The following is a 25,808-nucleotide window of genomic DNA, read 5'->3' on the forward strand; positions in this document are numbered from 1 at the left end:
AGGAGACATTGGCCTTTATGGAGACTGATAGAGAGCAGTTGGCCAAGGTGGTGAAGGCCGCAAAGATCTTGCCTGAGTAAGAGGCAAACTAGGGCGTGTTCACACTAAATTCACCCCCGCGTGAGGTTCTGGCGAGCCGCAATCAAGGCGCAAACCGCAGCCGGGTTGGACACCCGGCGAGGGTTTGCGCGGCCGGCGTCGGCAACGCCGAGTGCGGCTTGCCAGAGCCTCACCCTTCGGGCCGGGGTTTGCCGGGCCGCATTGCCGCGTTGCGCCTCTTGCCAAGGATCGCACCTTGGCGGCACGGCACGCCTTGCACTGCAGCCCGGCAAACCCCGGCGCGGGGGTGAATTTAGTGTGAACACGCCCTAGATGGCCAAAGGTCTTGAGTGGCGGCCGTTGATGGAAGCTTGTTAACGACGCGGCGTGCAACGCGAGAGCGCCGCTGAGAGGACGCGGCCATTTGAATCGCTCACCCAGCCCATCACCGCGAGCCGCTCGGGATGGGCGCTTTCGGGAACGTCCATGGTTCTCCAGAACTGTCCCATTGTGCCGGTTGAGCGGGGGGAGATGGGCTCGCTCAGCAGGTTGCGAACCAGTGTGCGTGACACTGGAGAGTCTGCAGTGCCGGCAGGAAGTTGCTCTACCAACGCCAACCAGCCCGTGAGAGGCTTGGCGAGTTTGGCCTTGCTATCAAAGCGAAGCGACGCGCCCACGTATCCATTCAAGACAAGCCCATGGGCGACGCGCAAACGGTGTGGCCCACCTTCTACCTTGCTTGAATTCGAGCGGGTGCCTTCGGGGGGTGTGATTCCGAGGGAAATCAATCTTTCCAGGGCCTCTGGCTGAGCAACTGCAGACAGTGGTGCATCTTGCGCAAGGTGCCCGGGTGCTACCCAATCCAGCACCAGGGCACCGGGCCGGGGCTTGGATGTCGCTTCCTTCCAGCAGCTTGCGCAATCCGCGTTGATGAAGCGCTCCAGCAGCACGCGTGGTGCCGGTTGCCCGTCGCTGGCACACAAGGGTGCGGTCTGTGCCAAAGCCGGGCAGGCGACCAAAAGGGCGTTCGCAAGAAACGCGCTCATGAATCGCAGGTGCGAGAAAGGCATGGTGTGCAGTGGGCAGCGGTTGTCTGCATGATGTCATATTCAAGCCATGCATGCTTGCCAGGCCTTAAGCCTTGTAGCGTGGACATGGCGGTGCGATGGCGATGAGCTTGCGGCGTGGGCCATCGAAGCAACGCGGTTTTGACTCACAATTGCAGTTATGAAACCGATTCAATCCTCTGAAATCTCTTCTGTGGTGTCGCGCCGCCGCGCCCTGGGCACCATGGGAGGCATGGCAAGCTTGCTGGCCTTAGGCTATGGGTCGGCGCAGGCCCAGTCCTGGCCCGCTAAGCCCATCAAGCTCACGGTGTCTTACCCGCCTGGTGGCGTTGCTGACAACATGGCCAGGCTGCTGGCAGAGAAGCTGAGCACCGTGCTGGGCAGCAGTGTGGTGGTGGACAACAAGGCAGGTGCCAGTGGTGCCATTGGCATGGATGTGGCCGCCAAGGGGGCTCCAGACGGGTACACCCTGGTGTTTTCGGCCATCAGTCCGTTGGTGCTCAGCCCGCATCTGGGCAAGGTTCCTTACGACCCGGTCAAAGACATTGCGCCCGTGGTCAACGTGATTGCTTCGCCAGTGTTGTTGCTGGCCACTTCAGCCTGCACGGCCAAGGATTTCAAAGCTCTGGTGGAGCAAGCCAAAGCGCAGCCCGGGGCATTGCGCTGGGCTACCTCAGGGCCTGCGTCGCTAGGCCACATCATGCTGGAGCAGATCAAGGCGGGCGCGGGTGTAGACATCACCCATATCCCCTACAAAGGGGGTGGCCAGCAAATCAATGACGCATTGGCCGGGCATTTTGAGGTGCTGTCGGTCAATGCAGGCCCAGCTATCAATGGCCACATTCAGTCTGGCAAGCTGCGGCCACTCGCCGTGGGCGCGCCCGTGCGCCTGGACCATTTCCGCCACGTGCCGACGCTGGCTGAAGCGGGTCTGCCGGCGGCCAATCTGGCCTCGGTGTTTGGCATCTTCGCGCCGGCAGGGACACCGGCCGCCGTGGTGGAGCGGCTCAACGCTGAAGTGAACAAACTGCTCAAAGACCCTGATGTTCGCCAACGCATTGAAGCCGCGGAGAACGTGCCCACCGGTGGCAGTGCAGCAGATTTTGGCCGCTACATTGCCGCTGAATCAGCCGCCAATGCGCGCATCATCAAGCAGGTTCCAGGGCTGACGGGCTAGGAGCGGGGCGACCTGGCTTTCCTCTACTTTGGGCGGGCCCACGTCGGGCTTTGCCTTGAGTCGTAGATGCAGATGAAGATGCCGAGCGGGAGCTCGGCGGTCCCAGCGGGGTAGCCGGCAAATCGACGGATGTGATCGCAGGCCAAGCTCGGTCGATTGGAAGATCCAAGGACTGTCGGAAGGGAGCGGTATTGCTGGGACCGCCGAGCTCCCGCTCGGCTCTTCAATCAAGCTGTGCCCACAGCCAATTCGATCCGTAAGCTGGCTTGATATTCCTCAGCCAAGCACACCTCCCCCGCCGGCTTGGGCGCGAACCCCGCCATGGCCGAGAGTAGCTGATCAACCTGTTGACTCACCTGTTGATCCAATGAAGCCGAAGCGTGTTCTGCTGCACTGATGCTGCTGGCTCTTTGCTTGGCACCATCAATGACCTGCAGCATCACATCGCCAGCATCGCGTGTGGAGCCATCTGCCATCCACACGGTGGATACGCCCATCACCAGATTGCCGTTGTTGTAGTAAGGCTCGCCCTGCCTCGTCAAACTGATGGCGACGATGTCAGTTTCCGCTATGGGCGTGAACTCGCCTTCATCTTGCAGCCCGTTGGAGTTGAGATCTTGAAACAGGCCAAAGTCGTGCCAGCGTTCGTCTGCTTCGCTTAAGAGGCCATCACCGTTGGTATCAAACCCCTGGAGCCCTTCCAGATCAGTCTGTGCGCCTGGCCAATCGCCTATGAAGCTGAGCTCATCCAGGCGCGTGATCTGGCCATCGCCATCACGATCGAGCGCCAGGAATGCATCTTGCGGAGCTACCCAGCCCACCTGGTCAGCAACGCCATCGCCGTTCATGTCCAGATGCACCGGGTTCACACCGGCGTCCAGCAACTGCAAGCCATCGCCATCAAGATCTATGACGACAGGTGCGTACATAGCGTCGTTCACGTTCGGGCCTGGAGGAGGAGGAGTCCAGCCAATGGGCTTCTTATCTTGCAGGCGCACCTGCTGATCTCTCACATGTGAAGTCTGCACCTGCACCACAGTTGCGGCGCCTTCTGCATCCTTGACTCGCACAGAGAACGGATCAGGACCTTGATACGGATCGATGTACTCCGTACGGTAGCCCCACACCCCACTGGTCTCATCAATGCTGGCATGCCCGTGTATGGGCGCTGCAGCCAACTCAAATTTCAAAGGCCCGGGCGTATCAAAATCGTGCGCCACTACCCACCCGGTCTCCACTGTGGGATCTTTGAAACGGAAGAGATCGCCCACCGAAGGGTTCTGCGCCCAGCGGTTTTGGGTGGTGTCGAAGATGATTCCTTCAATGACCGGTGGATCATTGACCGCTGTGAAATTCATATACGCCACGGCACTGGCACTGCCGCCCCGATCGTCACTGATCCAATAACGAAACTGGGCTATGCCAAAGAAATCGGGATCTGGCCGAAACACTACTTGTCCTGCCTCCAGCGTTGCGGAGCCGTTCAATGCGTCGCCCACGGCGCTCACTCTGAGGACATCGCCCGCATAGGCTGTGTCTTGATCCCAATCGTTGATGAGCAATTGCTCGACGGAAATCTCCATCGCCACATCTTCCAGGCCGTGGAAGCCATCATCGTTAGCGACTGGATCATGGTTCACGTGGGGCGGCGGTTCAGGGGCGTGTTCTGGTGCTGGCGGAGCGATCGTTGGAGGCGTTGTTTGGGGCACACCCGTATTGGCAGCCATGAGCGTCGGTACACCGCTTCCATCGATTTGCTCGTCGATGCGCACGACGCCTACGGCGCCTTCTGTGGGAATCTGGTAACGCAGCCCCAGTACGGTGCCCGTGATCGTCTGTTCCTGCACCGGCTGAATGCTGCCATCAACCCGCTCTACCGTGACGTGGCCTCCCTCATACGTGATGGCGGTGATACCCGCTTCGGGCAAAGTGCTCAGCTCCGAGGCTGCGCTGCCTTGCTCACCGGGAGGCAGCGCGAGAGCTCCGTTTGGACTGGGCGCATACTGCACTTGACCATCACCGTTGACGTCTTTCCACACCCGCACAGCCCGATATCCTGGGTCTTGCGCATCGATGCGGCCATCATGATTGGCATCGAGCTGACTCAGATCCGCGTTCAAGAGCTCTTCCCCTGTGATGCGCCCATCTCCATCCAGATCAACTGCCAACACGGCTTGCCCAGGAGCTATCCAGTGGGTTCTCTCGAAATAGCCATCGCCGTCGATATCCATCAGCACGACGTTTGGCTGGGTCAGCGCAGTAGCGTCGCTGGTGCCCTGGTCCACTGGGATGGTGAGCACTCTGATGCTCTGCGTGCCATCACCGTGGATTTCAGGCTTTTGCTCCAGATCAGCGCTCGTGGGTAACTGAGCGAGCAGATCGCGCGCTTGGTCGCGCTCGGCAAGGGCTTGTCCTTGCAAATGAGCTAGCTCTGAATTTAAAGCCTCGTATCGCACGGGATCAGAGCTGGGCACTGGAAGGATGCAGGTGCCTTCATTGCACTCGGTCACCTGAACTGCGGGAGGCGCAATCGCATCGGCCTCTTCCTGAACGTTTTGGGCCTGGGCTTCGAGCGCCGCAGCGGCCTGGAGGTGACGCGTATGTGCAGGCACAGCCCCTTCAATTAACCACGCCGGCACGATGGCTTGCTGTGCCAGGCGCATGAAATCCTGCCCGATGTTTTCATTGGAACCATCGGCGCGCTCGCCCTTGCCATCGTAAAAACGGGTCACAGTCTCGCCGTGAGCGTCCACCCAGCGCAGGAGAAGGCTGTCGCCATTGTTCTGGTACATCATGCTGTCTGGGGAGTACCAGTAGCCGATCTGAGGCAGACGCGCGGGATTGACGGCATACATCGGCTTGCCCTCGTCATCAAGGAGCAAATCAAGCAGTGTTTGCAAGCTCTCGATCAGACGTTCGGTGGCACTGTGTGAGATGTCTCCGCCGTCTTCTTGGTTGAAGGTGGTGAGCGGGCTCAGTTGGCCGCTCTCATCCAGAGTGAATTCACTCCAGCCGGCAATTGGGGTGCGCTCTCCGGACATCATGGCGATGCCGATGATGGCAATGACAAACCCCACCGGGCCTGTCCAGGCAACCGATGCCGGATTGACGGCGGTGTACATACCGAGTGCGGCGTTGGTCACTGCAGTGGCTTCACCGCTGCGCACGGCCAGCACCAGATTGAGAAAGGGCAGTATGTGCACACCGGCTTGCGAGACGATGCCTGCGGTCGTGGCTGTCTGAGTGATGGTATCGATCGCCTGAAGGCCGTTCACTACGGCTGAGGCGAGGTCGCCGCGCTCCAGGGCGGCAGCGAGCCCGAGCATGCTGCCTAGTTTGAGGCCTGCGCCTGCTGGTCCAATGGTGTTGCCGGACAGCGATGCGAGGCTGTTGCCGACGGCAACTATAGCGGCGGCCCTTTGCACCGGGGTCATCTCTTCCCAGCCATTGAGTGTGCTCAGCATGGTGGTGAAGGTGCTGGCGGCTGTCTGGGCATTGCGGCCGGCCAGCTCAGCGGGGGTGAGTGGTTTGGCGGGGGCTATGGCCGTGAAGGCTTGGCCCTCGGATGCGGGGGCGGCTTCGGGTTCAGTGAAGTCGGGGGTGTAGCCGTAAGGGTTGTTCAGATTCTCCCGAGGAATGAGTCCCCAAGAAGTGCCGCCAGCCGGGGCTGGGGGTTGCTCTGGAGTAGATGGGGTAGGCGCTGCATCGGCGGAGATGAGCGCTGGCGGCGAAGGCGCTTGCCCAGTGGGTGGTGTGTGCTCCGGGACGTCTGTGAATGACGGCTGGGGTGCGCCGGTGCCTATCGGGGGGCCAAAGCTATCGACTGGACCAACATTGGTTGCAGGGAGCGGGCCGGAGTCTGCCATCTCAGGCTGCGGTGCTTCTTGGGGATCGGCCCACTCTTGTGGTGTTGAAGACGAACCGCTTCCTGCTTCTGGCACAAAGTCTGGAATGAGGTCGTTGATGGTGGGTGGCGCTTTGTAAGTGCTGGAGTCCGTGTGGTCGCCGTAGGAGTTGAGCGGCCCACCATCTGTCAAGACACTGGTTCCTGAGTCTGCGATGACCCAGTGTGCTGGGTCTTCTGAGGCTGTAGTCGCAGGAGCTTCGGTGTTGGACTCCGAGGTTTGTGTCGTAGAGGCCTCTATTGCCGGCGCCGAGCTTGGTGAGGCCTCAGTGAATGGAGGCCAGGGTGTACCGGGGTTGAGTGGGGGGCCGAAAGTGTCGACTTGGCCCATGTCGGCTGTGGGAAGTGGGCCGGAGTCTGCGGACACCGATTCAGGGGTTTCGACCGGAGTTACCCCTTCAGCCAGGCTTGGCGACGTTCCGGTGAGCTCATCGACGGTTGGATGGTCTTGCTCAATTCCAGGTTTTGGTTTTTTCTGGAAAGATGTTAAGGCCCAGTGCTCGGTAGGGCGGCGCGTGGGGGCCCAGGTTGAAGTGAACAATCCGACCGCTGAATCATGGACAAGCGCAGTCTCGGGGAGGTACGCATTTTTTGCGGGAATTGCGCCGGTGGGAACACCCATGCTAAAAAGCACATGGCGAGCATGTATGTCATATGCTGCGCTCACCCCGGTCTTTTCATAGGCAGCCATGAAGGTGGAATGTGCCCCCGGCCACCAAGTTTCCGTGACACGAGGGTCAGGGTTGCGGGGATCGCTGAAACTCATCGGCGCAAAGAAGGTGCGGGGCTCATTCCCTGCGTAGTCCACGTGCAGCCGAAGGATGTTGTTTGGGAGCCGGGGAACTCCCACCACGCCTGAGGCCACCGGATCTACCATCAGGGCACTCAATTTCGCGCCTGGTGGCACTAGATAGCCGCTGTAATGGGTCTCTTGGACCCACACCCCATCGACTCGTCCGGGAACCTCGACGGTATAGGCTGTACGGGGATCGGGGATGCCTTGCTTATCGAGTAGCTCTGCGAAAAATAATAGAGCTGGGCCACCGCGGCTGAAGCTCATTGCGGTGATGCCGACTTCGAACTTGTCGTTTGTTGATATTGCCCATTCATGACATCGTTTAACCAATGCTGCGTACATCCGATTAGCTTGAGCGACTACTTCGGATGTGGGTAAGACGCTTCCGGAAATATATCTGCTGGCAAATCCACTGGTTCCTACGCCTGCTTCGTAATTGGACACGACATTTGGATTTTTTGCATCGTTTATTTCCCTTGATATACGGGCAACTCCGGTGTCATCGGCATTTCCTGAAAGCGCACGATTATTGACATCATTCCATGTGCCATCAAAAGCAGCATGAAACTGAAAGCGGGCGGGAGGTTTTTCAGGAAGTGCGAAGGCATCGAGCAAATTTTGATCTATTTGCTTGTACTCATTGGAATTCAGAGGGCGGGAAGCACCAACAGGTAGCGTTCTCTCCGGATGTAAGGGGGAGCGGACCAGGTCTGGATATGTTTCAGACATTTAGTTTTTGTTGTTATTTATACTAACTTCTTTGATTTCCGGATATATTTGCCTAATACTTTCTTTTGAGTATGGGACGTTTAAAAATTCAAAATATACAGGGGCATTCAAATTTTGATAGAAAACATAAACTTCAGGCTGATTTAGTTTGTTGAATGTCAACCTTAAGCTGGAGTCGACCAAGTTAAAAGGCATTCCCTTTTCTAGGGAAATTACCCTAGTATTTTCTTGATCATTATCAATATTTTTCCATTTTATTTTAATGTGGCTACCAAGCTTTAGTGTGCTGAAAGACAGGGTTGTGATTCCATGATTTGGGTTTCGTGTTTTTTGATGGAAATCTGAATAATAAAATTCTAATAGTGCTACTGAAGGGTTGTCTTTTTGTTGGTAATAAAATGAATTGGCCGTATGCATTGATACACAGCCTATAAGCATGCTTGTGATTATCGATAAGGATAATTTAATTATATTTTTCATAATACTCAATGTACAACTATAGTACTAATTATAGTTGGGTTTGGTTCTTGTCTGCAATGCCAAAGAACTGAACGGCGCTACCTTGGACATTCCCACTCCCCTCTCTCGTCGTTCCCGGATGGCCGGCCCCGCGCGCAGGCGGGAATCCGAGGTTAAAAAGCGCTGCCTTCGCAGGTTGATGAATTTTTTAGCTAGGAAGCCAAGCTGTAGAGCTAGAAAGCCTGTGGTTTATGAGACGTTGCGCCAAGTAACCCTGGATTCCCGCCTGCGCGCGGGGCCGGCCATCCGGGAATGACGGAGGTGGATGTCTTCAAATCAATCTGGTCAACATTGCTCCAAAGCTAGTGCCTTTGGGTCTGGTTCTTCTTGAGCGTCGGTCCAGCGGGCGATGCGGTTGTGACTTGCACAGTCTTGTCGCTTCCGTTGACCGTTACCTCCGGAGCCTTTCGGCAGCCCGGCTGTTCGCGCAGGCTAGACCTCTTTCTACTTGCCTGAGAGCACGCGGCTAAAGCGTTGCTTGAACTCGAACGCAGCTCGGCCGAACACTCACCGATGCGGGCTAGCCGCGAGGCACGCTATGGCGCGCAACGCACGCAGTTTCAAACAGAAACACACTCGAGATCAGCTCCGCCCCCGGAGTGACTTTCGGCACTTGTTGTGCCGCGGTGAGCCCAGCACAGTGCGGTTGTGGATTTGGCGCTCTCGTAGTGATCAAGCACGCCTCGGTTTCATACCGCACGGCAGGTCCATCCCCCGGCTCTTGTCATTCTGAAAGAAATCACCATGAAAAATGCATCAAAGTTGCGTCTGGCATTTGCGGCGACGTTGCTGATGGCGTTGGCTGCCTGTGGCGGCGGCGATGACTCGGCGCCTAGCCCTTCGCCTACCCCTGCGCCCACGCCAGCACCCGGCCCGGCGCCTACGCCGGCACCTGGTCCCTCGCCCGCACCGGCACCCACCCCGGCGCCAGCTCCCGGCACACCCCTGCCTGCGGTGACACCCGTTGGCGCTGCGCAAGGCACGCCAACCAGTGCCAGCCTGAACAGCGCAGGTGGCACCGTGAGCAGTGCTGACGGCCGGCTCAGCCTCGTCGTGCCTGAGGGCGCGCTTGCCGCACTCACCACGTTAACTATTCAGCCTATCAGCAACGGTGCGCCTGGCCGCGTAGGTACGGGCTATCGGCTCATGCCTGAAGGCGTTACCTTCACTAAGCCGGTTCAACTGCGTTTCACTTACGCTGATGTGGACACGGTCGGTAGCAGCGCCAGCGCGCTGGGCGTTGGGGTTCAGCAGAAAGACGGCACATGGCAGTGGCAAGATGGCACGCTGGACACCGCTGCCAAGACAGTGACCACCACCACCACGCATTTCAGCGACTGGTCGCTGGTGAAGGGTTATCAATTGCGGCCGGGCAGTGCTAGCGTCAAGACTGGTGCCAGCCTTGCGTTGCGCCTGGCCTTCTGCTTTGGTCCTCCCGCAGGCAATGGCAGCGGCGCTGATGTTGGTTACTCTTGCGATAACGATGACGACACCCCTGCACCGTTCAACTGGGTTGTGAACTGGGCAGTCAACGGCTCGCCAGGTGGTGGTGCCAGCGTGGGCACGGTTGCTGGCAACAGCACTGGCGCTACTTACACGGCGCCGGCCAAGGTACCTGCCTCCAACCCCGTGGCTGTATCAGCGGAGATTCAAAATACACGCGCCAAGGTGCTGGTGGTTTCGAACGTCACCATCACCGACACCACCCCCACCTACACGGGATCAATCTCCGGCACCATGACGATTGCCGGCGGTATCACCACTACCATCCAGTCGCATGGGTTGCGCATGGTCCCGATTGAGGTGCTGCCGAACGATCTCATCAAGTACTCGGCACAGGGCACTGCCACTGTGACGACCACCATTCCGGGGTCGCCGCCCACTGTCTTCTCCGAAACAGTACCTATTGCCAGCGGCTCGACGATGATCGTGTATGACAAGACTCGTCAAGGGACATCGTTCGCGAGCAAGTACTGGTTCTCATTGGTGGCTGCGGGATCTAAAGCCAGTGGCACGCTAACCAATGTTTGCCCTGAGGAAGGCGCGGCCGGAGGTGGCACTATGCCGGCCTATTCGGACGTCAGTACCCTCGTAGGCTCACGTGAGATATCCTGTGAGCTGTCCGGGACAGGCGGGATATTGAGCTTCTCTTCGACGTGGTCGCTGTCTGCGAGTCAGTAAAGCCAGAAGCCACACCCTGACGGGTTGCAACGCCGTGCGCGGCAGAAGGGGCGCCTTCTGTCGCGTTTTACGGCCCTTGCCGCACCCGAGCCACTTGAGCCGGCAAATCAACCCAGGCTGGTGACTGCGGCGCATAGCGTGCGCGCAGGTAGGTGGCCAACTCGGCGATCTGCGTATCTGAAAGCACATCGCCGAAGCCTTGCATGAAACCGATCTCACGCGTGGCGGGATCGCGAACACCCTGAAGGATGGTCTGAATCAAGTTGTCAGGTTGATCGCTTGTCAGCTTGCTGCTGAGAGCCAAGGGGCGGTTTTGTCCGAGCACGGTGGGGCCATTTCCATCGTGATGGCAGGCAGCGCACGCGGTTTCAAAGACGCGTTGCGCCGGGCCGAGCAGCGCGCCTTGCCCCAGAGCTGCGCGCGTCACGGCCCGCTGGGCGACAGCATCGAGGGTGGCTGGGTCTGGCACGGCGGGGTTGAGTGAGGCCAGGTAGGTGGCCATGGCCTGGATGTCTTCGTTTGGCAGAGCCTGCATTTCACGGACCACTTCGGCCATGGGCCCGCCTGCGGAGCCGTGGCGCGGCGAATGTCCTTGGCGCAGGTAGCGGTAGAGCGCCTGTGCGTCCCAGGGTACAGCCGCTTTCGATAGTGAGGTGAGCGCAGGGGCTTCCCAGCCATCGACCATGGCGCCAGATAAAAAGGCTTTTCCACCCCGTTCGGCGCCCGTGGCGTCCCGTGGCGTATGGCAGGCGCCGCAATGGCCAAGGCCTTGCACCAGGTAGGCGCCGCGATTCCATTCAAGGGTTTGCGTGGGATCCGTTTGGTAAGGCTTGGAATCCAGATTCAGTGCGTTCCAGCCGGCCATGAGGGGGCGCAGGTTGAATGGGAAGCGCATATCTGCTGCTGGTGTTTCAGCGCGCACTGCGGGCTGGCTCATCAAGTAGGCATAGAGCGCTTGTAGATCGTCGTCACTGGTCTTGGCGAATGCGGTGTATGGGAAGGCCGGGTACAGGTGGCTGCCGTCGCGCGAAAGGCCTTCACGCATGGCACGCTGAAAGGCGGAAAAGCTCCAACTGCCCAAACCTGTTTCAGCATCGGGCGTGAGGTTGGTGCTGAACACAGTGCCGAAGGGCGTGTGCATGGCCAGGCCCCCAGCACCTCGCGCTCCACCTGGGGTGGAATGGCAGACGAAGCAGTCGCCGGCGGCGGCGAGCAGGCGGCCGCGCTCTATGGTTTCGGTGCTGTAGACGGAGGTGGTGAGTTGGACTGGGGCGATGGCGGGGCGCCAGCCTACGAGGCCGGCGATGACGCCGAGAGCACCCACCAGCAGCGCGCCGCCAGTGGCCCAGAGGGTTTTGCTGCGTGGCCAGGGGGCTTGGGCTGTTCGTGCTTGAAGGGGGCTTGGTGTTGGGGTGGGTTGGGGGGATGGCTTAGCGGAGTTACCTCTTGAACCGCCGTTGCCCCCACCCCAACCCTCCCCCAAGGGGGGAGGGAGTGAAGACTCAGGGCTCGCGCTCCGGGGGGGTGAGGATCCTTGGCCCGTGCGAGGAGGTGCCAATGCACCGGCTGCTGCTAAGCCTGCAAGCACCACTTCTGGTGTGAAGGGCGGCGCGCGAAAGCGCACGCCGGTGGCGTCGAAGATGGCGTTGGCAATGGCTGCTGTGCCTGGTACGCTGGAAGATTCACCGGCGCCCAGTGGTGCTTCGCCAGGACGCGGCATGTGCACGATATCGATGACGGGTACTTCGCGGAAATTGAGGATGGGGTAGCTGCCCCATTCCAGGTTCTGCACCGTGCCCGCAGGGCGCACACCGGCGAGCGCGGTTTGCGTGGCCTGCAGTTCACGGCCCTCATGAGGTGCGAAGCTCACCTTCTCCTTCAGTGCCCGGCTCGTGGTCTGGATCACGTTACCGTGTACTTGATGCTCCACACCCGCCGGGTTGATGAGCATGCCAGCATCGTGCCCTACTACTACGCGGCGCACATGAACCTCGCCGGTTTTGCGGTTCACTTCTACATCCGCGACCCAGGCTGACCATGCAGCACCGAAGCCCGGCCACTTGCTGTGGATGTAGCGCGCATAGGCAAAGCCCTGACCGAACAGAATGTCGCCTCCCGCGCCAAGCCCGCCATCAGCGTTCTCCTGAGGGCCAGTCCGTGTGCGCCAGCCAGCCTTGTCCGCAGTGGCCTGCACCATCTCGGCGGCACGTGGATCAGGTAAGTGCTTCAGGCGAAACGCCACGGGGTCTCGGCCTGCCTGCGTCGCCAGCTCATCCACGAAGCTTTCATGCGCGAACGAGCTGGGCAGTGCTGACACGCCTCTGAGCCACGATGCGCGCACGATGGGCGGCATGTCGTTGACTTTCACGCGCAGGTTGTCGGCTTCGTAGGGCCAGCGCGCCGTGCGGTCGCCCATCTCAAAGGCGCGCGTCACGGGTTCTATCGTGCGTGTGAGCAACAACGCCAGCGTAGGGGCGCCGTTGCTGGGATAGCTGGTCTCGAAATCGTAGGCTGAAATGGCTCCCTCGGGTGTGAGGCCACCACGGGCTTCCATCAATTGGGCTGTGCCCTTGGGCTCCCAGGCATGCTCCTGAGCACGCGTGAGTTGTACGCGCACCGGCGCACCTGTGGCGCGAGCCAGCAGTGCCGCATCTGCTGCAACGTCATCGGCGCAGTTGCGTCCATAGCAGCCGGCGGCTTCCATGCGGACCACATCCACCTGCACGTCTTGCAGGCCCATTAGCGTGGCCAGATCTGCGCGCAGCACGTGCGGATTCTGTGTGCCGGCCCAAACCCTCAGGGAGACGCCTGCACCGGGGGTGTTCTGGTCTGCGGGCGCTTGCTCTTGCGATGCGTCTTCTTCAGGCTGCCAATGCGCGAGCGCGCAAGAGGGCCCTATGGATGCATGCATCTGGTACGGCCACAAATAGGTGCGCAGCAGGCCTTGACCATGGGCCAGGGCGGCATCTACGTCGCCATCGTCCACCAGCAAGCGCTGGGTGGCTGGGTTGGTGCGCACTGCGTTTTCCACATCGCCCATGTTGGGCATGCCCGGCCAAGGTTTCCAGCGCACTGCGAGCTCGCGCGCAGCGGCTTCGGCGTGCTCTTCACGTTCAGCCACTACACCTACAAAATCACGCAGGACGACCACCGCACGTATGCCTGGGATATGGGCAATGCTGCTCTCGTCTACCGATTCCAGCGTGTTGCCGATGTAGTCACCATGATCAGCGCCGGCATAGGGTGGCCGCACCACGCGGCCATGCAGCATGCCTGGCACCCGCATGTCGTGTACGAACACGGTTTCGCCTGAGAGCTTTGCAGGAATGTCTACACGCGCCTGGCGCGTACCGACGAGGCGATAGTTCGCGGGGTCTTTCAAGGCAGCCAGAGGGTCAAGGCGCAGCACTGTGCGTTGGCCGGCCAGTAGCTTGCCGTAGGCCACATGGGTTTGATGGGCAGCGCGCAAGCGCACCACACCAAGCCGCGTCTCGACCTCCTCTATGGGTACACCCAGCCACTCAGCGCCTTTAGCTTGCAGCCAGGCCCGCGCTTGCGCCGCCGCTTGCCGCAGCGGCTGCGCGTGGATCTGTATGGAAGCACTGGCGATGGTGGCGCCTTGATTAGGGGCTCGTGCAGTATCTCCAAGAGCCATGCTCACGCAGGCTAGCGTCAGATCCAATTCTTCCGCCAGGATCTGCGCTAACGCGGTCTGCAGGCCTGTGCCCAAATCCACGTGCCCGCTGAGCCCGGTCACGCTACCGTCGTCCCACAAGGCCAGGAGAACTTCATCGCCTTCGAGGGGGTTGGCGCTCACCGCCGTGGGTTGACCGGGGGCTGGTGCCGGCGGGGCAGGAGGCTCACGCACGATGGCCAATACGCCTTCGGCGGTCAGGATGTCGGAGCGGGTACGGGGGAGATCAGCGCGGCGGGACATTGAAGTGGGTAGTACGGCGTTGAGCGTTTCGGGGAAGACTCAGGACATTCGGCTTAGTAGGCTCAGTTCGTCCTGAGGTTCTATGGTTTTGGCCAAACATAAAACCGTTCGGGCTGAGCTTGTCGAAGCCTTGCGCAACGCTTCGACCCTTCGACAAGCTCAGCGCGAACGGATTTTTTGAGCTTGTTGAAGGGCCGGGTGGAATCGCACAAAGCTCTGACCCTTCGACAGGCTCAGCCCGAACGGATGGGGGAAAACTCGTTCGCTCATTGAACTGCATTGGGGCTATTGAACATTTCAGGCGCAGCATTCAAGGCTGAGTGCTCAAGCCCTTCTCCGCCGCGCGCATGACCGCAGCCATGATCTCCACGTGTGTGCCGCAGCGGCACAAGTTGCCGGAGAGTTCGGCGCGAATGCGGGCTTCATCTGGATGGGGCTCGCGCTGCAGCAGGGCAGCGGCTTGCATCACCATGCCGTTCAAGCAGTAGCCGCATTGGGCTGCCTGGCACTCTTCGAAGGCCGCTTGCACGGGGTGCCAATGCCCCCGTGATCCCAAGCCTTCAAGGGTGGTGATGTTCCGGCCCGCTACGCCGTGCGCAGGGATCACGCAGGCTCTTGCTGCCACGCCATCAACGTGCACGGTGCAGGCGCCACATGAGCCGAGCCCGCAGCCATACTTGGGGCCGTTCAACCCGAGGTCATTGCGCAGGAAGTGCAATAGAGAAGCCTCGTGCGGGACATCAAGCACGACGGGGCGCTGATTGACAGTGAGGGTGAGGTCAGGCATTGGATTTAAGACTCCCTCTCCCTATGAGAGATTGATGCCAACACGCCTGCTGACCTGAGCCTCGCGCCCTGGGGTTGCGAGCTGTATTACTCCTTCCCCCCTTGGGGGAAGGTTGGGAAGGGGGCAAGCGGCGTGTCCACGGTGGCGCTTCGCGTGCTCCCCCACTAGCGGGGCGCCCGGCCGAGGGGTGCGGGAACAAAGCTTCACTTTGCAAACGCAGCCTGCCCTCACGCCGCTTGCCCCCACCGGTTGGCCGGCCCCGCCCAACCTTCCCCCAGAGGGGGAAGGAGTAAATCCAGCGCTCAGCCACAGCCTCAGGTTCTGGGGCTCGAGTCGGCAGGCGCGCCTGGATCGTTCTCTCCCGGAGGGAGAGAGAGTAATGAAGGCGGGGGGCGGAGGTTGTGAGCACTGTTAAACGCTCAGATAAGCTCGCCGGACTTCTTCATTGGCGGCGAGCTCAGCCATGGAGCCGGTGAAGCGGATCTGCCCTTTTTCCAGCACGTAAGCGCGGTCGGAGACAAGTTCCGCGAAGTGCATGTTCTGCTCGGACAAGAGAATGCTCACGCCTTGCGCTTTCAGCTCCAGGATCATCTGAGCCATCTGCTCCACGATCACCGGCGCCACGCCTTCGCTGGGTTCATCCAGAAGCACCAGATAGGGATTGCCCATCAGGGTGCGCGCCACGGTCAGCATCTGCTGCTCGCCGCCGCTCATCTGCCCGCCCGGCCGCAGGGGCATTTCGCCCAGATTGGGAAAGAGCTTGAACAAGCGCTCGTGTGTCCATTGCGGAGCGGGGCTGCCGTCTGGCCAGTGGCGTGCGGGCTGCTTGCCCACTTCCAGGTTCTCCAGCACCGTGAGATCCGTGAATACGCGTCGGTCCTCAGGCACGAAGCCCAATCCCAGCCGGGCGCTGGTGAAGGGCTCGGCGCGAGATAGATCATGGCCCATGAAACGTACCGAGCCACGCCGCTTGGGCACCATGCCCATGATGGATTTCAGCGTAGTGGATTTTCCGGCGCCATTGCGGCCCATCAAGGCCACCACTTCACCGCGCCGCACTTCAAGATCCACATCAAAGAGAATCTCCGCGGCGGCATACCATGCGCGCAGCTGGCTGACTGCCAACAGGGGTTCGCTTGTGTCTGCCATTTATGCGCCTTTCAGCTTCACGCCGTCTTTTTCAAAGGTCTTGCCACTGCCGAAATACACCTCTTGCACTTTGGGGTGATCGCGGATCTCCAGGGGCTTGCCCGCAGCGATCAGGCGCCCCCGCGCGAGCACGATCATTCGGTCCGCGTAGGCGAACACCACGTCCATGCTGTGCTCCGTAAACAGTACCGCCATGCCGCGTTCGGTGACGAGCTTTTTGGTGAGTGCCATGAGCGCATTGCGTTCGCGCGGAGCCATGCCTGCCGTGGGCTCATCCATCAGCAGCAGCTTGGGGCTATTGGCCATGGCAATGGCCAGCTCCACGCGCTTGACATCACCATAGGCCAGTTCACTACACGGCCGCTCGGCTTGTGCCAGCATGCCCACCTGATCAAGCAGCGCCAGCGCGTCGTCGCGCCTGTAGTCCGCAGCGCGGCGCCACATGGAGTAGATTTTTTGATCGTGCGATAGCAGGGCCATCTGCACGTTTTCCACCACGGTGAGCGACTGAAAGGTCTCCGCAATCTGAAACGTGCGACCTACCCCCAGGCGCCAGATGCTGCGGGGTTTGAGGCCAATGAGCTCGTGACCACCTAAGACGATGGAGCCACGATCTGCCTTGAGCTGGCCATTGACCATGTTGAAGGTGGTGGACTTGCCCGCCCCATTGGGGCCAATGAGCGCCAGCAATTCTCCTGCCGCCAGCTCAAAGCTGATGCCATCCACTGCTTTCACACCACCGAATGACTTGCCTAGATCTTTAACGACGAGAAGACTCATGATGTGGCCTCCTTCTTAGGCTGGCGCAAGCGCCTTGATAGCTTGTGAATACCACCTGCAATGCCATCTGGAAAGATCAGCACCAGCAGCAAGATGATGCCGCCCAGCAGAGCGCGCCAATAGTCTGTATTGCGTGCCACTGCGTCTTGCAACCAGGTGAAGCTCACCGCACCCACCACCGGGCCTGCCAATGTGTGCAGGCCGCCTAGCAGCACCATCACCAAACCATCAATCGATTTACCAACGGCCATCGATTCAGGCGAGATGCTGCCCTTGGAGAACGCATAGAGCGAGCCCGCCAGCCCTGCCATCAAGCCTGCCACGATGAAGGCCACCCACTGCACGCGGTCCACATCGATCCCGATGGCATCTGCGCGCAGCACGGAATCGCGCCCTGCACGCAGCGCATATCCAAAAGGCGAGAACAGCACTCGGCGCAGCCACCACACGCCCAGTGCCACCAAGGCCAGCGCCAACCAGTAATAGTTGCGCGTTTCAGAGAGCCAGGCGGATGGCCAGACGCCTGTGAGGCCATTGCTGCCGCCCGTGAAACTGTCCCATTGGAAAGTGATGGCCCAGGCAATCTGTGCCAGCGCGAGTGTGAGCATGGCCAGGTACACGCCTGACAGCCGTACCGAGAACCAGCCGAAGATCAATGCCCCCACTGCAGCCACCAACGGGCCACCGACCAGCGCAGCTTCCATCGGCAAGCCAGCGGCCTTCATCAACAAGCCTGCACCGTAGGCGCCAATACCAAAGTAGGCGGCGTGGCCGAAGGAGTGCATGCCGCCAGGACCCATGATGAAGTGCAAGCTGGTGGCAAACAGGGCCGCAATCAGCAAATCAATCGCGAGCACCGTGGTGTAGGAAGACCGGGCAAAGAAGGGCACGAGCACCAGCACCAACAGAAGCGCGCCTACTGCAATCTTGTAGTTCATGCCCGCACGGCGCAGCGGTGCCTCTGGCTCGCCCACGTGGCGGCTTGGCGCTTGAGGGCGCCCCAGGAGCCCCCAAGGCCGCCAGATGAGCACCGTGGCCATGACCAGAAAATCCACCACCAAAGTAGCTTTGGAGAAATTGACCTCAAAACCCATCAGGCTCGTGGTGCCCAGCCAGATGCACACCGCCTTGATGAGGGAGATGAGCAGTGCGGCCAGGTAGGCGCCAGGCAGTGAGCCCATGCCGCCCACCACCACCACCACGAAGGCCGCGCCAATGGTGTTCAGATCCATTTCCAGATGCGCTGGTTCGCGCGGCAACTGCAGCGCACCGCCCAGGCCGGCGAGCGCGGCGCCAAGCGCGAACACGGCGGTGAACAACCAGGCTTGGTTCACGCCCAGTGCGCTGACCATCTCGCGGTCTTGCGTAGCGGCGCGTACCAAAGTGCCGAACCGCGTACGTGTGAGCAGCATCCACACGGCGCCGAGCACCAGCGGGCCCACAACGATCAGGAACAGATCGTAGGAGGGAAACTGCCTTCCCAGGATCGCTACCGAACCACGCAGCCCTGGCGCACGCGGGCCGAGCAGCTCATCTGGCCCCCACAGCCAAAGCACTGCATCCTTGATCACCAGCACCAGTGCGAAAGTCGCCAGGAGCTGAAACAACTCCGGCGCCTTGTAGATGCGCCGCAGCAACACGAACTCTATGAACGCGCCCAGCACGCCCACAGCGAGCGCAGCCAGCACCAGTGCGGGCCAGAAACCCAGGCTGGCACCAAGCCTGTCTACCAGCGTATAGGCGAGGTAGGTGCCCAGCATAAAAAACGAGCCATGCGCAAAGTTGACAATGCGCGTGACACCGAAGATCAGAGACAGCCCAGCCGCCACCAGAAACAGCGAGGAGGCGCTGGCCAGTCCGTTGAGCAACTGAACAATGAGGCCTGAAAAGCTCATGCGATTTCGATCATCTGATTTAGCGCCCTCTCCCGCATGCGGGAGAAGGGTGGGGTGAGGGCCAGCAGCGTATCTGCAGGCGATGAGGTGAGCTCAGTCAGCTGTGTGGGGTGCTTGGAGCGCTGTGCTTTTCAGGGAGCCGCGCGCGATTTCTTCACTTCATCCGCTGTTGGCTGGAACTTGGCACCATCAAAATAGGTGTAGTCCACCATCACGCCTTTGCCGTTGTCGTTCTTCGTCTTGCCCACGAAGGCGCCCATGGTGGATTGGTGATCCTCAGGCCGGTAGGTGATCTTGCCGAAGGGCGTATCCACCTGCAAACCCTTGAAGGCTGCAATCATCTTGGTGGTGTCGCTGCTCCCAGCTTTTTTCAGGCCCGCCGCAGCTGACTTGATCATGCTGTAGCCCACCACGCTACCCAGACGGGGGTAGTCTTTGAACTTGTTCTGGTAGGCCTGCAAGAAGGCTTTGTGTTCAGGTGTCTGGATGTTTTGCCATGGGTAGCCGGTCACGATCCAGCCGTTGGGCGTTTCGTCTTTCAAGGGGTCGAGGTATTCAGGCTCGCCGGTCAGCACGCTCACCACGGGGCGGTCCTTGAACAGGCCGCGCGTATTGCCTTCGCGCACGAACTTGGAGAGATCTGCGCCAAACAGCACGTTGAAAATCGCATCAGGCTTGGCGTCTGCCAGTGCTTGCGCCACGCTTCCGGCATCTACTTTGCCCAGCGGCGGCGCTTGTTCAGCCACAAACTCCACATCAGGTTGCGCCGCCTTCAGCAGTGTCTTGAAAGCCGCCACGGCAGACTGGCCGTACTCGTAGTTGGGGTAGATCACCGCCCAGCGCTTTTTCTTCAGCTTCACAGCCTCAGGCACCAGCATGGCCGCTTGCATATAGGTGCCTGGGCGCAGGCGGAAGGTGTATTCGTTGCCACCTTGCCAGGTCAGCTTGTCGGTCAGGGGCTCGCCTGCCAGGAAGAACACTTTCTTTTGTTTGGCGAAATCTGCCACGGCCATGCCGGTGTTCGAGAGGAAGGTGCCTGTGAGCACATCCACCTTCTCGCGCGAGACCAACTCCTCCGCCACGCGCACGGCATCGCCTGGGTTGGCGTTGTCGTCTCGCGTGACGAGTTCCACTTTTTTGCCATTCACGCCACCTGCAGCGTTGATCTCGTCAATCGCGAGCTCCATGCCTTTCTTGTAGGGGTCAAGGAAGGCTGGCTGCGCTTTGTAGCTATTGAGCTCACCGATCTTGTAGGTGCTCTGCGCCCAGGAAGCGCCTGCGGCGAGCATGGCGGCCAAAGCCACCGGGGTGATGAGTGCGAGGCGACGTGTGGTCATGGCTAAGCTCCTTGAGTGGATGGGAACGGAACGGTAACGGGTTGCTAATCTTCAAATTGGAGACAGTATTTCTCCCTCTCCCGCGTGCGGGAGAGGGAGTAAGAAATCAGCGCAGGCCATCTTCTCCCTTGATCTCGCTGGCCTGCAGGCCGCCGATGCGTGGCAGTGGCCGGCCGGAATCAGTCACGGCGACAGCCACCACGATTTCATTCGCGCGGGGCGCATCGTTCACACGCGCTTCCACCGCGTCGAAATGGCTGCGCACGAAAGCGGCATCCTTATGACCCAGAGGCACATCAATCGCGGTGCCCAGGGTGCCGCGCTTCTTGGCAGAAGGCACCAGTGCGGCGCCCTTCTCAACTGCCGTACGTAGCGGTGCGCCCAGTTTGGGGTGAAGGATGGCAGCGGCATGTTCCAGCTCCCCTGCCTCACCTACGATCGCAGCCTTGCCATAGCTTTGTGCTTCACCGGGTGCAATGCCCAGTGCTTTCACAGCCTTCTGGCCCAGCAGCGCACCCAGCTCTTCGCCAATGGCGATCAGCTCATCCAGGTTCTCGCTATAGCGGCCCGCGTAGGGGTTGGCGATGACGGCTATCGCCACAGCGCGGCGAGTAGGCGGGTTGATGGCCTGTCCCATTTCTTCACGGGTTTCATCTATCTGGACAACGATCTTGCGGATATTTGCGGGCATATTCTTGGTTCCTTGATGGGTGGGGTTGGGATCAGCGCAGGCCGTCCCATTGGCTGATGTTTTCAGCCAGCAGGCCACCTACGCGCGCATGCACGCGGTAACCCGTAGACATGGCCAGGATGAAGACGATTTCATCCGCGGTGGGCGAACCAGGTACACGCACCTCTATGGCATCGAACTGACCGCGCACGTAGCTGGCGTTGATGTTGGTCAGCGGCACATCCAGCGCCGCGCCTGGTGGGCCCACCTTCTTGGTAGACGGCACGATAGACAAGGCGTTGCCAGGCTGGCCAGTCTTGGCCTCGCCCTTGCCGGCGGTGTAGGTGGCTCGATCGCCCTTCCAGCCGAGCAGTTCACGCATGGCATAGCCACCCGGAACGTGCCAGAGCGCGCCGTGTTCCAGCTCACCTGCACCGCCCACGATGGCGCCTTTGCCATAGGTGGCGATGCGCTCGCGCGGGACATCCATCGCAGCCAGCAGCCGCTGCGCCATGTCTATGCCCAAAGGCTCCAGCGCCGTCATCATGGGCAAGATGTCTGCTTCGTAGCGACCAGCAAACGGATTTGTGAGCACCACGCCTATGGCTCCGCGAACCAGCGGCTCCGGTGGCGGAGGGCCAAACTCATGGCGGATTTCTTCCACTTGCGTGAAGATGCGGCGAATATCAATCATGACAACAAAACTTCCTTCATAAATCAAGCAAGGACCGCGCCAGCGGCTAGCGAAGAAGCTGTGAATGAATCTGACATGAGGGATTCATTCATACCGTCTCAGCCACTGACAGCAAGGATATAGGTTCTACGTGGCGCCACTGCTCCTGACAAACCATGAGCACGGCCCATATCAGGCCCCGCTTCTGAAGCTCCCGGGCGCGGGCTTCGCCCGCATCCAGGGCTCGCTGCACCTGTTTAGGGTGGAGTGCAGGCACAGAAGTGGTGACCAGGCGTTCGCCCAGATCGGTATCGTCTCGGCAGGTATTGGCCGGGCGCCGTTCAATGGTTGGATCATCGACGTTCACTGCATTGGCGATGATGCTGGCCGCCGCGTCAGCCTGCGCGGCGGTGGCGGCCAAGACCGTCACGCTATCTGCGATACCCATGGAAAAACTGCGCCCGCGCCAGCCGCTGGTGGCCACACCGCGCACGGGGTCTGAGTGACGGATTTCGAAGCGACCATCCGTGGAGAGGCGCCCCATGTCTGCAAGATCAAAGCGAGCCAGATCGCTGAACAAGCCCACGCTGACTGATTGTTCCGGCGCCAGGTGCAGCGCGATGTCTCCGCCATTGTTGAGCCAGGCGCGTTCGATGCCGGGGCGCTGGTAGCAAGCGATCAGCTCCTGGGCCACGCTGCCTGCGACCGCCGCCATGGGCGTGATGAATTCGGGAAGCAAGGGCGTGCAGGCATGCCACATGCGTTGGGCGATGGGGCCGTGCAGTGGGCAGGGGGCATTGGTGACGGGCTGGCGCAGTTGGGGGAGCTCGCCAACCAGTTCTGTGAGTAGGCCACCCCGAAACCGCTCCCAAGCAGCCTCATGCGCCGCCGCCACCGCTTCCGGCACGCCATGCGCCTCGGCCACGATATCGATCGGGCCGTGCTGCCAGTGCCAGCGGTGGGCGTCGAGACGTTGTCGCTCGGCGTTCATGAGAGTGCCATGGCTGAAAACTTCAAGCCTTAACCCAGCATAGGCGGCTGTCCCAAAGGCCAGACGTTTTCGTCTGGGTTGCGCAGCCACTGCCGCGCTTGCGGTGCACCTTCGTCTTGCCACGCGCCACGTGCAAGCGCTTTTTCAAGAGGCATGACGTAGTCCACATGCCCGCCTAGAGCCGCAAAATCATCCAGCCGCATGGAGAACTCAATGGGCGCCACGATGGCTGGCGTGGGCACTGTGCCGAAGCTGTTGTCAGGCATGCGCAGCACATCGGCCATGACGGTGATACCGCCACCCGGCCACACATACGCCGGCGCGCCGCCGCAGGTCACATTCACCAACGCACGTTTGATAGCCCGCGTGAGCAACACCGGGTTTTCAGTCACGCCCGCGCGCAAGCTCCCACCGGCACCGCCCAGGAACAGCACGCTGCATAAAGAGGGTTCGCAGTTTTCGCCAATGCGATCCACCACGCGCCGTATGACCTCCGGCATGTTCTCTTCCACAGGCTGAAGCGCATCATTGAGCACATACCACTGTGCGTGCTCGCCGGTGGTGGATGTCATCAGCAAGCGCAGGCCGGGCCGCGCCACGCCGGGCTCCCAGCCTTCAATAATGGAGAGAGGGTCTGCGATATCAGTGCCGCCCCACCCGGTGCCCGGATTGGCCACCTGGAAGTAACGCCCAGGTGTCGATTTACGGCCGCGCATCTGAATACCCGATGAAGGCATACCCAGGCAACGCCCCGCCTGGTGTTCGCTCAGCACCCCGGTGATGTGGTCATCCACCACCACCACCTCATCCGCATGCCCAAAAAGCTGCCGCGCAAAAATGCCCACAGCCGCTGAGCCGCAGCCCACACGCATGCGCTGCTCTTCCACCCCACCCACGATAGGCGCCTTGCCCGCCTGGATGATGAGGCTGGCGCCGCCGTCAATGGTGCATTCCACCGCCTTCTTGTTCCCAAGGTGCTGCATGATCTCCAGCGCCATGCGGCCTTCCTTCTTACTGCCGCCGGTCAGGTGGTGCACACCCCCAAGCGAAAGCATCTGAGAGCCGTATTCAGCCGTGGTGACATGGCCAACGGTTTCGCCCTTGTAGCGCACATTGGCCTGCTCAGAACCCAGAAACCGGTCTGTATCGATCTTCACCTTGAAGCTGCAGTAGCTGAAGATGCCTTCCGTGACCACGGTAACCATGTCCACGCCATCCATCTTCGAGCCGACGATAAATGGGGCGGGTTTGTAATCTGGGTATGTGGTGGAAGCCCCCACACCAGTAACGAACACCTCGCTAGAGCGGAGAAGATCACCATCCCATTCAGGGGACCCACCGGAAGATGCGTCAGCGGCGGAGCCAGACGCTTCATCAGCCTTGGTTTCCCGCGCGAACGGCACCAGCGCCGTTTGCCCCTCAATCAAAGTGCGGCGCAGCAGCAGCACGGGGTCCACCCGCACCAATTCGCCCGCCTGGTTGGCATAGCGATCACACGCGCCCGAGCGGCCTTCCGCGATTTGGCACAACACCGGGCAAGCATTGCACTCCACCTTTCCCACAGCCATGCGCTCATTGCGCGGCGGCGCCTTGGCACCCAGCTCAGGTGGCAATGGGATGTCCATCGCAGGCAGACCATCGGTTTTGGTATGTTCAGTCATCGTGTGGGACCTTGCTCGTCAACGTTTTCCCTAGTGGAGTGCAAAACGCTTGTATCGGATGTACGAGTTGTGTAGCATCTGCTCCATATTCATGTAGTAAGTACCACATGAAAGTTGAATATAACGCAAAGACCCAGTTTTCGTCTCGGTGTTTTCCAGTACCAAGACATCGGTTTCAAACTACCCAGCAAATGGCATCATGAGTTCAATGCATACCGAACGCGTACTAACGGTCCACCACTGGACAGACCGTCTCTTTTCCTTCACCACCACGCGTGATCCCACGCTGCGGTTTTCCAACGGCCACTTCACCATGATCGGCCTCAAGGTGAATGACAAGCCCCTGCTGCGCGCCTATAGCGTGGTGAGCGCCAACTATGAAGAGCACCTTGAGTTCCTCAGCATCAAGGTGGAAGATGGCCCGCTCACCAGCCGGCTGCAGCACATCCGCGTGGGTGATGAAATCATCGTGGGCCGCAAGCCCACCGGCACGCTCCTGATTGATTACACGCTTCCTGGCAAGCGCCTGTACCTGTTCGGCACTGGCACTGGTGTTGCACCATTTTTGAGCGTTATCCGCGACCCAGAGACTTACGAGAAGTTTGAGCAAGTCATTCTGGTGCACGGTGTGCGTCAGGTTAACGAGCTGGCCTATCACGACTTCCTCACGCAAGAGCTGCCGCACCACGAACTACTGGGCGAGATGGTGAGCGAACAACTCAAGTACTACCCCACCGTAACCCGCGAACCCTTCAAGAACCAGGGCCGCATCACTGATCTGGTGAGCAGCAACAAGCTCACGGATGATCTTGGCCTGCCCCCACTCAATCCCGCTGAAGATCGGGTGATGTTGTGCGGCAGCCCTGTGCTGCTGGCGGATATGAAAATCATCCTTGAGCAGCGCGGCTTCCATGAAGGCAACACCACCACCCCGGGCGACTACGTGGTGGAACGGGCGTTCGTCGAAAAATGACACGCAAGCCCGCGCGCGCTAAAGCAGAGGCTGAACAGGCCGCACCGGCCCCTGCGCGCGGCATAGCCAAACCACAGCGGCGCACCGGCTCGCGTGCGGCGGCCGCGGAAGCCACACGTGAAGCCATCCTGCGCGCGGCCACCAAGGTGTTCGCCAAGTACGGCTACGCGGGCGGCAGCGTAGAGAAGATTTCCAGTGCGGCCAAATCAGTAGATCGCATGATCTACTATTATTTTGGTAGCAAAGAGGGTTTGTTTATTGCGGTGCTGGAGGATATCTACCGCCGCATGGATGAAGCTGAAAGCCGCCTCGCGCTGGATGAAGCTAAGCCGCTCGAAGCGCTGGCAGAGTTGATCCGCTTCGTCACGCGCTACTACCGCGATCACCCGGAGTTCGTCACGCTGCTCAATACTGAGAACCTGCACAAGGGCAGCCACATTGCCAAATCGGGGTCTCCTCGTTTTCAGTGCAATAAGTGACGGTACGCAAAGCTAGCACTGGCGCGGGGGTGGTCTGGGTAGACCGTTGATTTCATTGACTTTC

The 25,808-nt window shown here is 60.2% G+C and carries 16 protein-coding genes and 1 pseudogene; 4 read left to right on the forward strand and 13 right to left on the reverse strand.

Annotation, left to right across the window (positions count from 1 at the left end; genetic code table 11):
- Window positions 1-413: 413 nt before the first annotated feature.
- Window positions 414-1,109, reverse strand: a complete 696-nt coding sequence (locus tag G518_RS36760; RefSeq protein WP_245598124.1) for a hypothetical protein — start codon at window positions 1,107-1,109, stop codon at window positions 414-416.
- A 157-nt stretch (window positions 1,110-1,266) separates the two neighbouring features.
- Between G518_RS36760 and G518_RS0124460 the strand changes: the two genes are divergently transcribed.
- A complete protein-coding gene (locus tag G518_RS0124460; RefSeq protein WP_051237362.1) occupies window positions 1,267-2,283 on the forward strand; it encodes a Bug family tripartite tricarboxylate transporter substrate binding protein in 1,017 nt (338 codons plus the stop codon).
- Between the two features lie 227 nt (window positions 2,284-2,510).
- Here the strand turns inward: G518_RS0124460 and G518_RS36765 are convergent, their stop codons facing one another.
- Together G518_RS36765 and G518_RS40155 are read right to left on the reverse strand one after the other, a co-directional pair.
- A complete protein-coding gene (locus G518_RS36765) occupies window positions 2,511-7,247 on the reverse strand; it encodes an Ig-like domain-containing protein (RefSeq protein WP_036595964.1) in 4,737 nt (1,578 codons plus the stop codon).
- A gap of 465 nt (window positions 7,248-7,712) precedes the next feature.
- Window positions 7,713-8,192 carry a hypothetical protein gene (locus G518_RS40155; RefSeq protein ID WP_156909533.1) on the reverse strand — a complete coding sequence of 160 codons (480 nt, stop codon included), beginning with the start codon at window positions 8,190-8,192 and terminating at the stop codon, window positions 7,713-7,715.
- Between the two features lie 783 nt (window positions 8,193-8,975).
- On the opposite strand from G518_RS40155, the gene G518_RS40740 reads away from it, so the two are divergent.
- Window positions 8,976-10,412 (forward strand): hypothetical protein, encoded by a 1,437-nt coding sequence (locus G518_RS40740; RefSeq protein ID WP_028604761.1) that lies wholly within the window; start codon window positions 8,976-8,978, stop codon window positions 10,410-10,412.
- Between the two features lie 67 nt (window positions 10,413-10,479).
- Here the strand turns inward: G518_RS40740 and G518_RS0124485 are convergent, their stop codons facing one another.
- The 10 genes from G518_RS0124485 to G518_RS0124530 all read right to left on the reverse strand — a co-directional run bounded on the left by G518_RS0124485 (window position 10,480) and on the right by G518_RS0124530 (window position 24,292).
- Window positions 10,480-14,349 carry a molybdopterin cofactor-binding domain-containing protein gene (locus tag G518_RS0124485; protein ID WP_028604762.1) on the reverse strand — a complete coding sequence of 1,290 codons (3,870 nt, stop codon included), beginning with the start codon at window positions 14,347-14,349 and terminating at the stop codon, window positions 10,480-10,482.
- A 310-nt stretch (window positions 14,350-14,659) separates the two neighbouring features.
- The gene (locus G518_RS0124490; RefSeq protein ID WP_028604763.1) at window positions 14,660-15,136 is read right to left on the reverse strand and encodes a (2Fe-2S)-binding protein; all 477 of its coding nucleotides are present in this window, start codon (window positions 15,134-15,136) and stop codon (window positions 14,660-14,662) included.
- A gap of 411 nt (window positions 15,137-15,547) precedes the next feature.
- Window positions 15,548-16,285, reverse strand: coding sequence for an ABC transporter ATP-binding protein (locus G518_RS0124495; protein ID WP_028604764.1), 738 nt, complete (start codon window positions 16,283-16,285; stop codon window positions 15,548-15,550).
- Window positions 16,286-17,065 carry an ABC transporter ATP-binding protein gene (locus tag G518_RS0124500; RefSeq protein ID WP_028604765.1) on the reverse strand — a complete coding sequence of 260 codons (780 nt, stop codon included), beginning with the start codon at window positions 17,063-17,065 and terminating at the stop codon, window positions 16,286-16,288. It lies immediately after the preceding gene.
- Window positions 17,062-18,960, reverse strand: coding sequence for an ABC transporter permease (locus tag G518_RS0124505; RefSeq protein ID WP_028604766.1), 1,899 nt, complete (start codon window positions 18,958-18,960; stop codon window positions 17,062-17,064). Before G518_RS0124505 ends, G518_RS0124500 begins: the two co-directional genes overlap by 4 nt.
- 131 nt (window positions 18,961-19,091) lie before the next feature.
- Window positions 19,092-20,297 (reverse strand): ABC transporter substrate-binding protein, encoded by a 1,206-nt coding sequence (locus G518_RS0124510; protein WP_028604767.1) that lies wholly within the window; start codon window positions 20,295-20,297, stop codon window positions 19,092-19,094.
- A 106-nt stretch (window positions 20,298-20,403) separates the two neighbouring features.
- A complete protein-coding gene (locus G518_RS0124515; RefSeq protein ID WP_028604768.1) occupies window positions 20,404-20,988 on the reverse strand; it encodes an amino acid synthesis family protein in 585 nt (194 codons plus the stop codon).
- Between the two features lie 31 nt (window positions 20,989-21,019).
- Window positions 21,020-21,661, reverse strand: coding sequence for an amino acid synthesis family protein (locus tag G518_RS0124520; RefSeq protein WP_028604769.1), 642 nt, complete (start codon window positions 21,659-21,661; stop codon window positions 21,020-21,022).
- Between the two features lie 88 nt (window positions 21,662-21,749).
- Window positions 21,750-22,631, reverse strand: a complete 882-nt coding sequence (locus G518_RS0124525; protein WP_028604770.1) for a UPF0280 family protein — start codon at window positions 22,629-22,631, stop codon at window positions 21,750-21,752.
- A 29-nt stretch (window positions 22,632-22,660) separates the two neighbouring features.
- Entirely contained in the window at window positions 22,661-24,292 is a 1,632-nt protein-coding gene (locus tag G518_RS0124530; protein ID WP_028604771.1) for a 6-hydroxynicotinate reductase, read from the reverse strand.
- A 199-nt stretch (window positions 24,293-24,491) separates the two neighbouring features.
- Here G518_RS0124530 and G518_RS0124535 point away from each other — a divergent pair, with 199 nt between their 5' ends.
- Together G518_RS0124535 and G518_RS36770 are read left to right on the forward strand one after the other, a co-directional pair.
- Window positions 24,492-25,265, forward strand: coding sequence for a ferredoxin--NADP reductase (locus G518_RS0124535; protein WP_028604772.1), 774 nt, complete (start codon window positions 24,492-24,494; stop codon window positions 25,263-25,265).
- Window positions 25,262-25,714 (forward strand): annotated as a pseudogene (locus tag G518_RS36770) (TetR/AcrR family transcriptional regulator); the annotation flags it as partial. The gene G518_RS0124535 and the pseudogene G518_RS36770, both read left to right, overlap by 4 nt.
- Between the last annotated feature and the right edge of the window lie 94 nt (window positions 25,715-25,808).

Source organism: Ottowia thiooxydans DSM 14619 (genome assembly GCF_000422885.1).
In the GTDB taxonomy this organism is placed as follows: Bacteria; Pseudomonadota; Gammaproteobacteria; order Burkholderiales; family Burkholderiaceae_C; genus Ottowia; species Ottowia thiooxydans.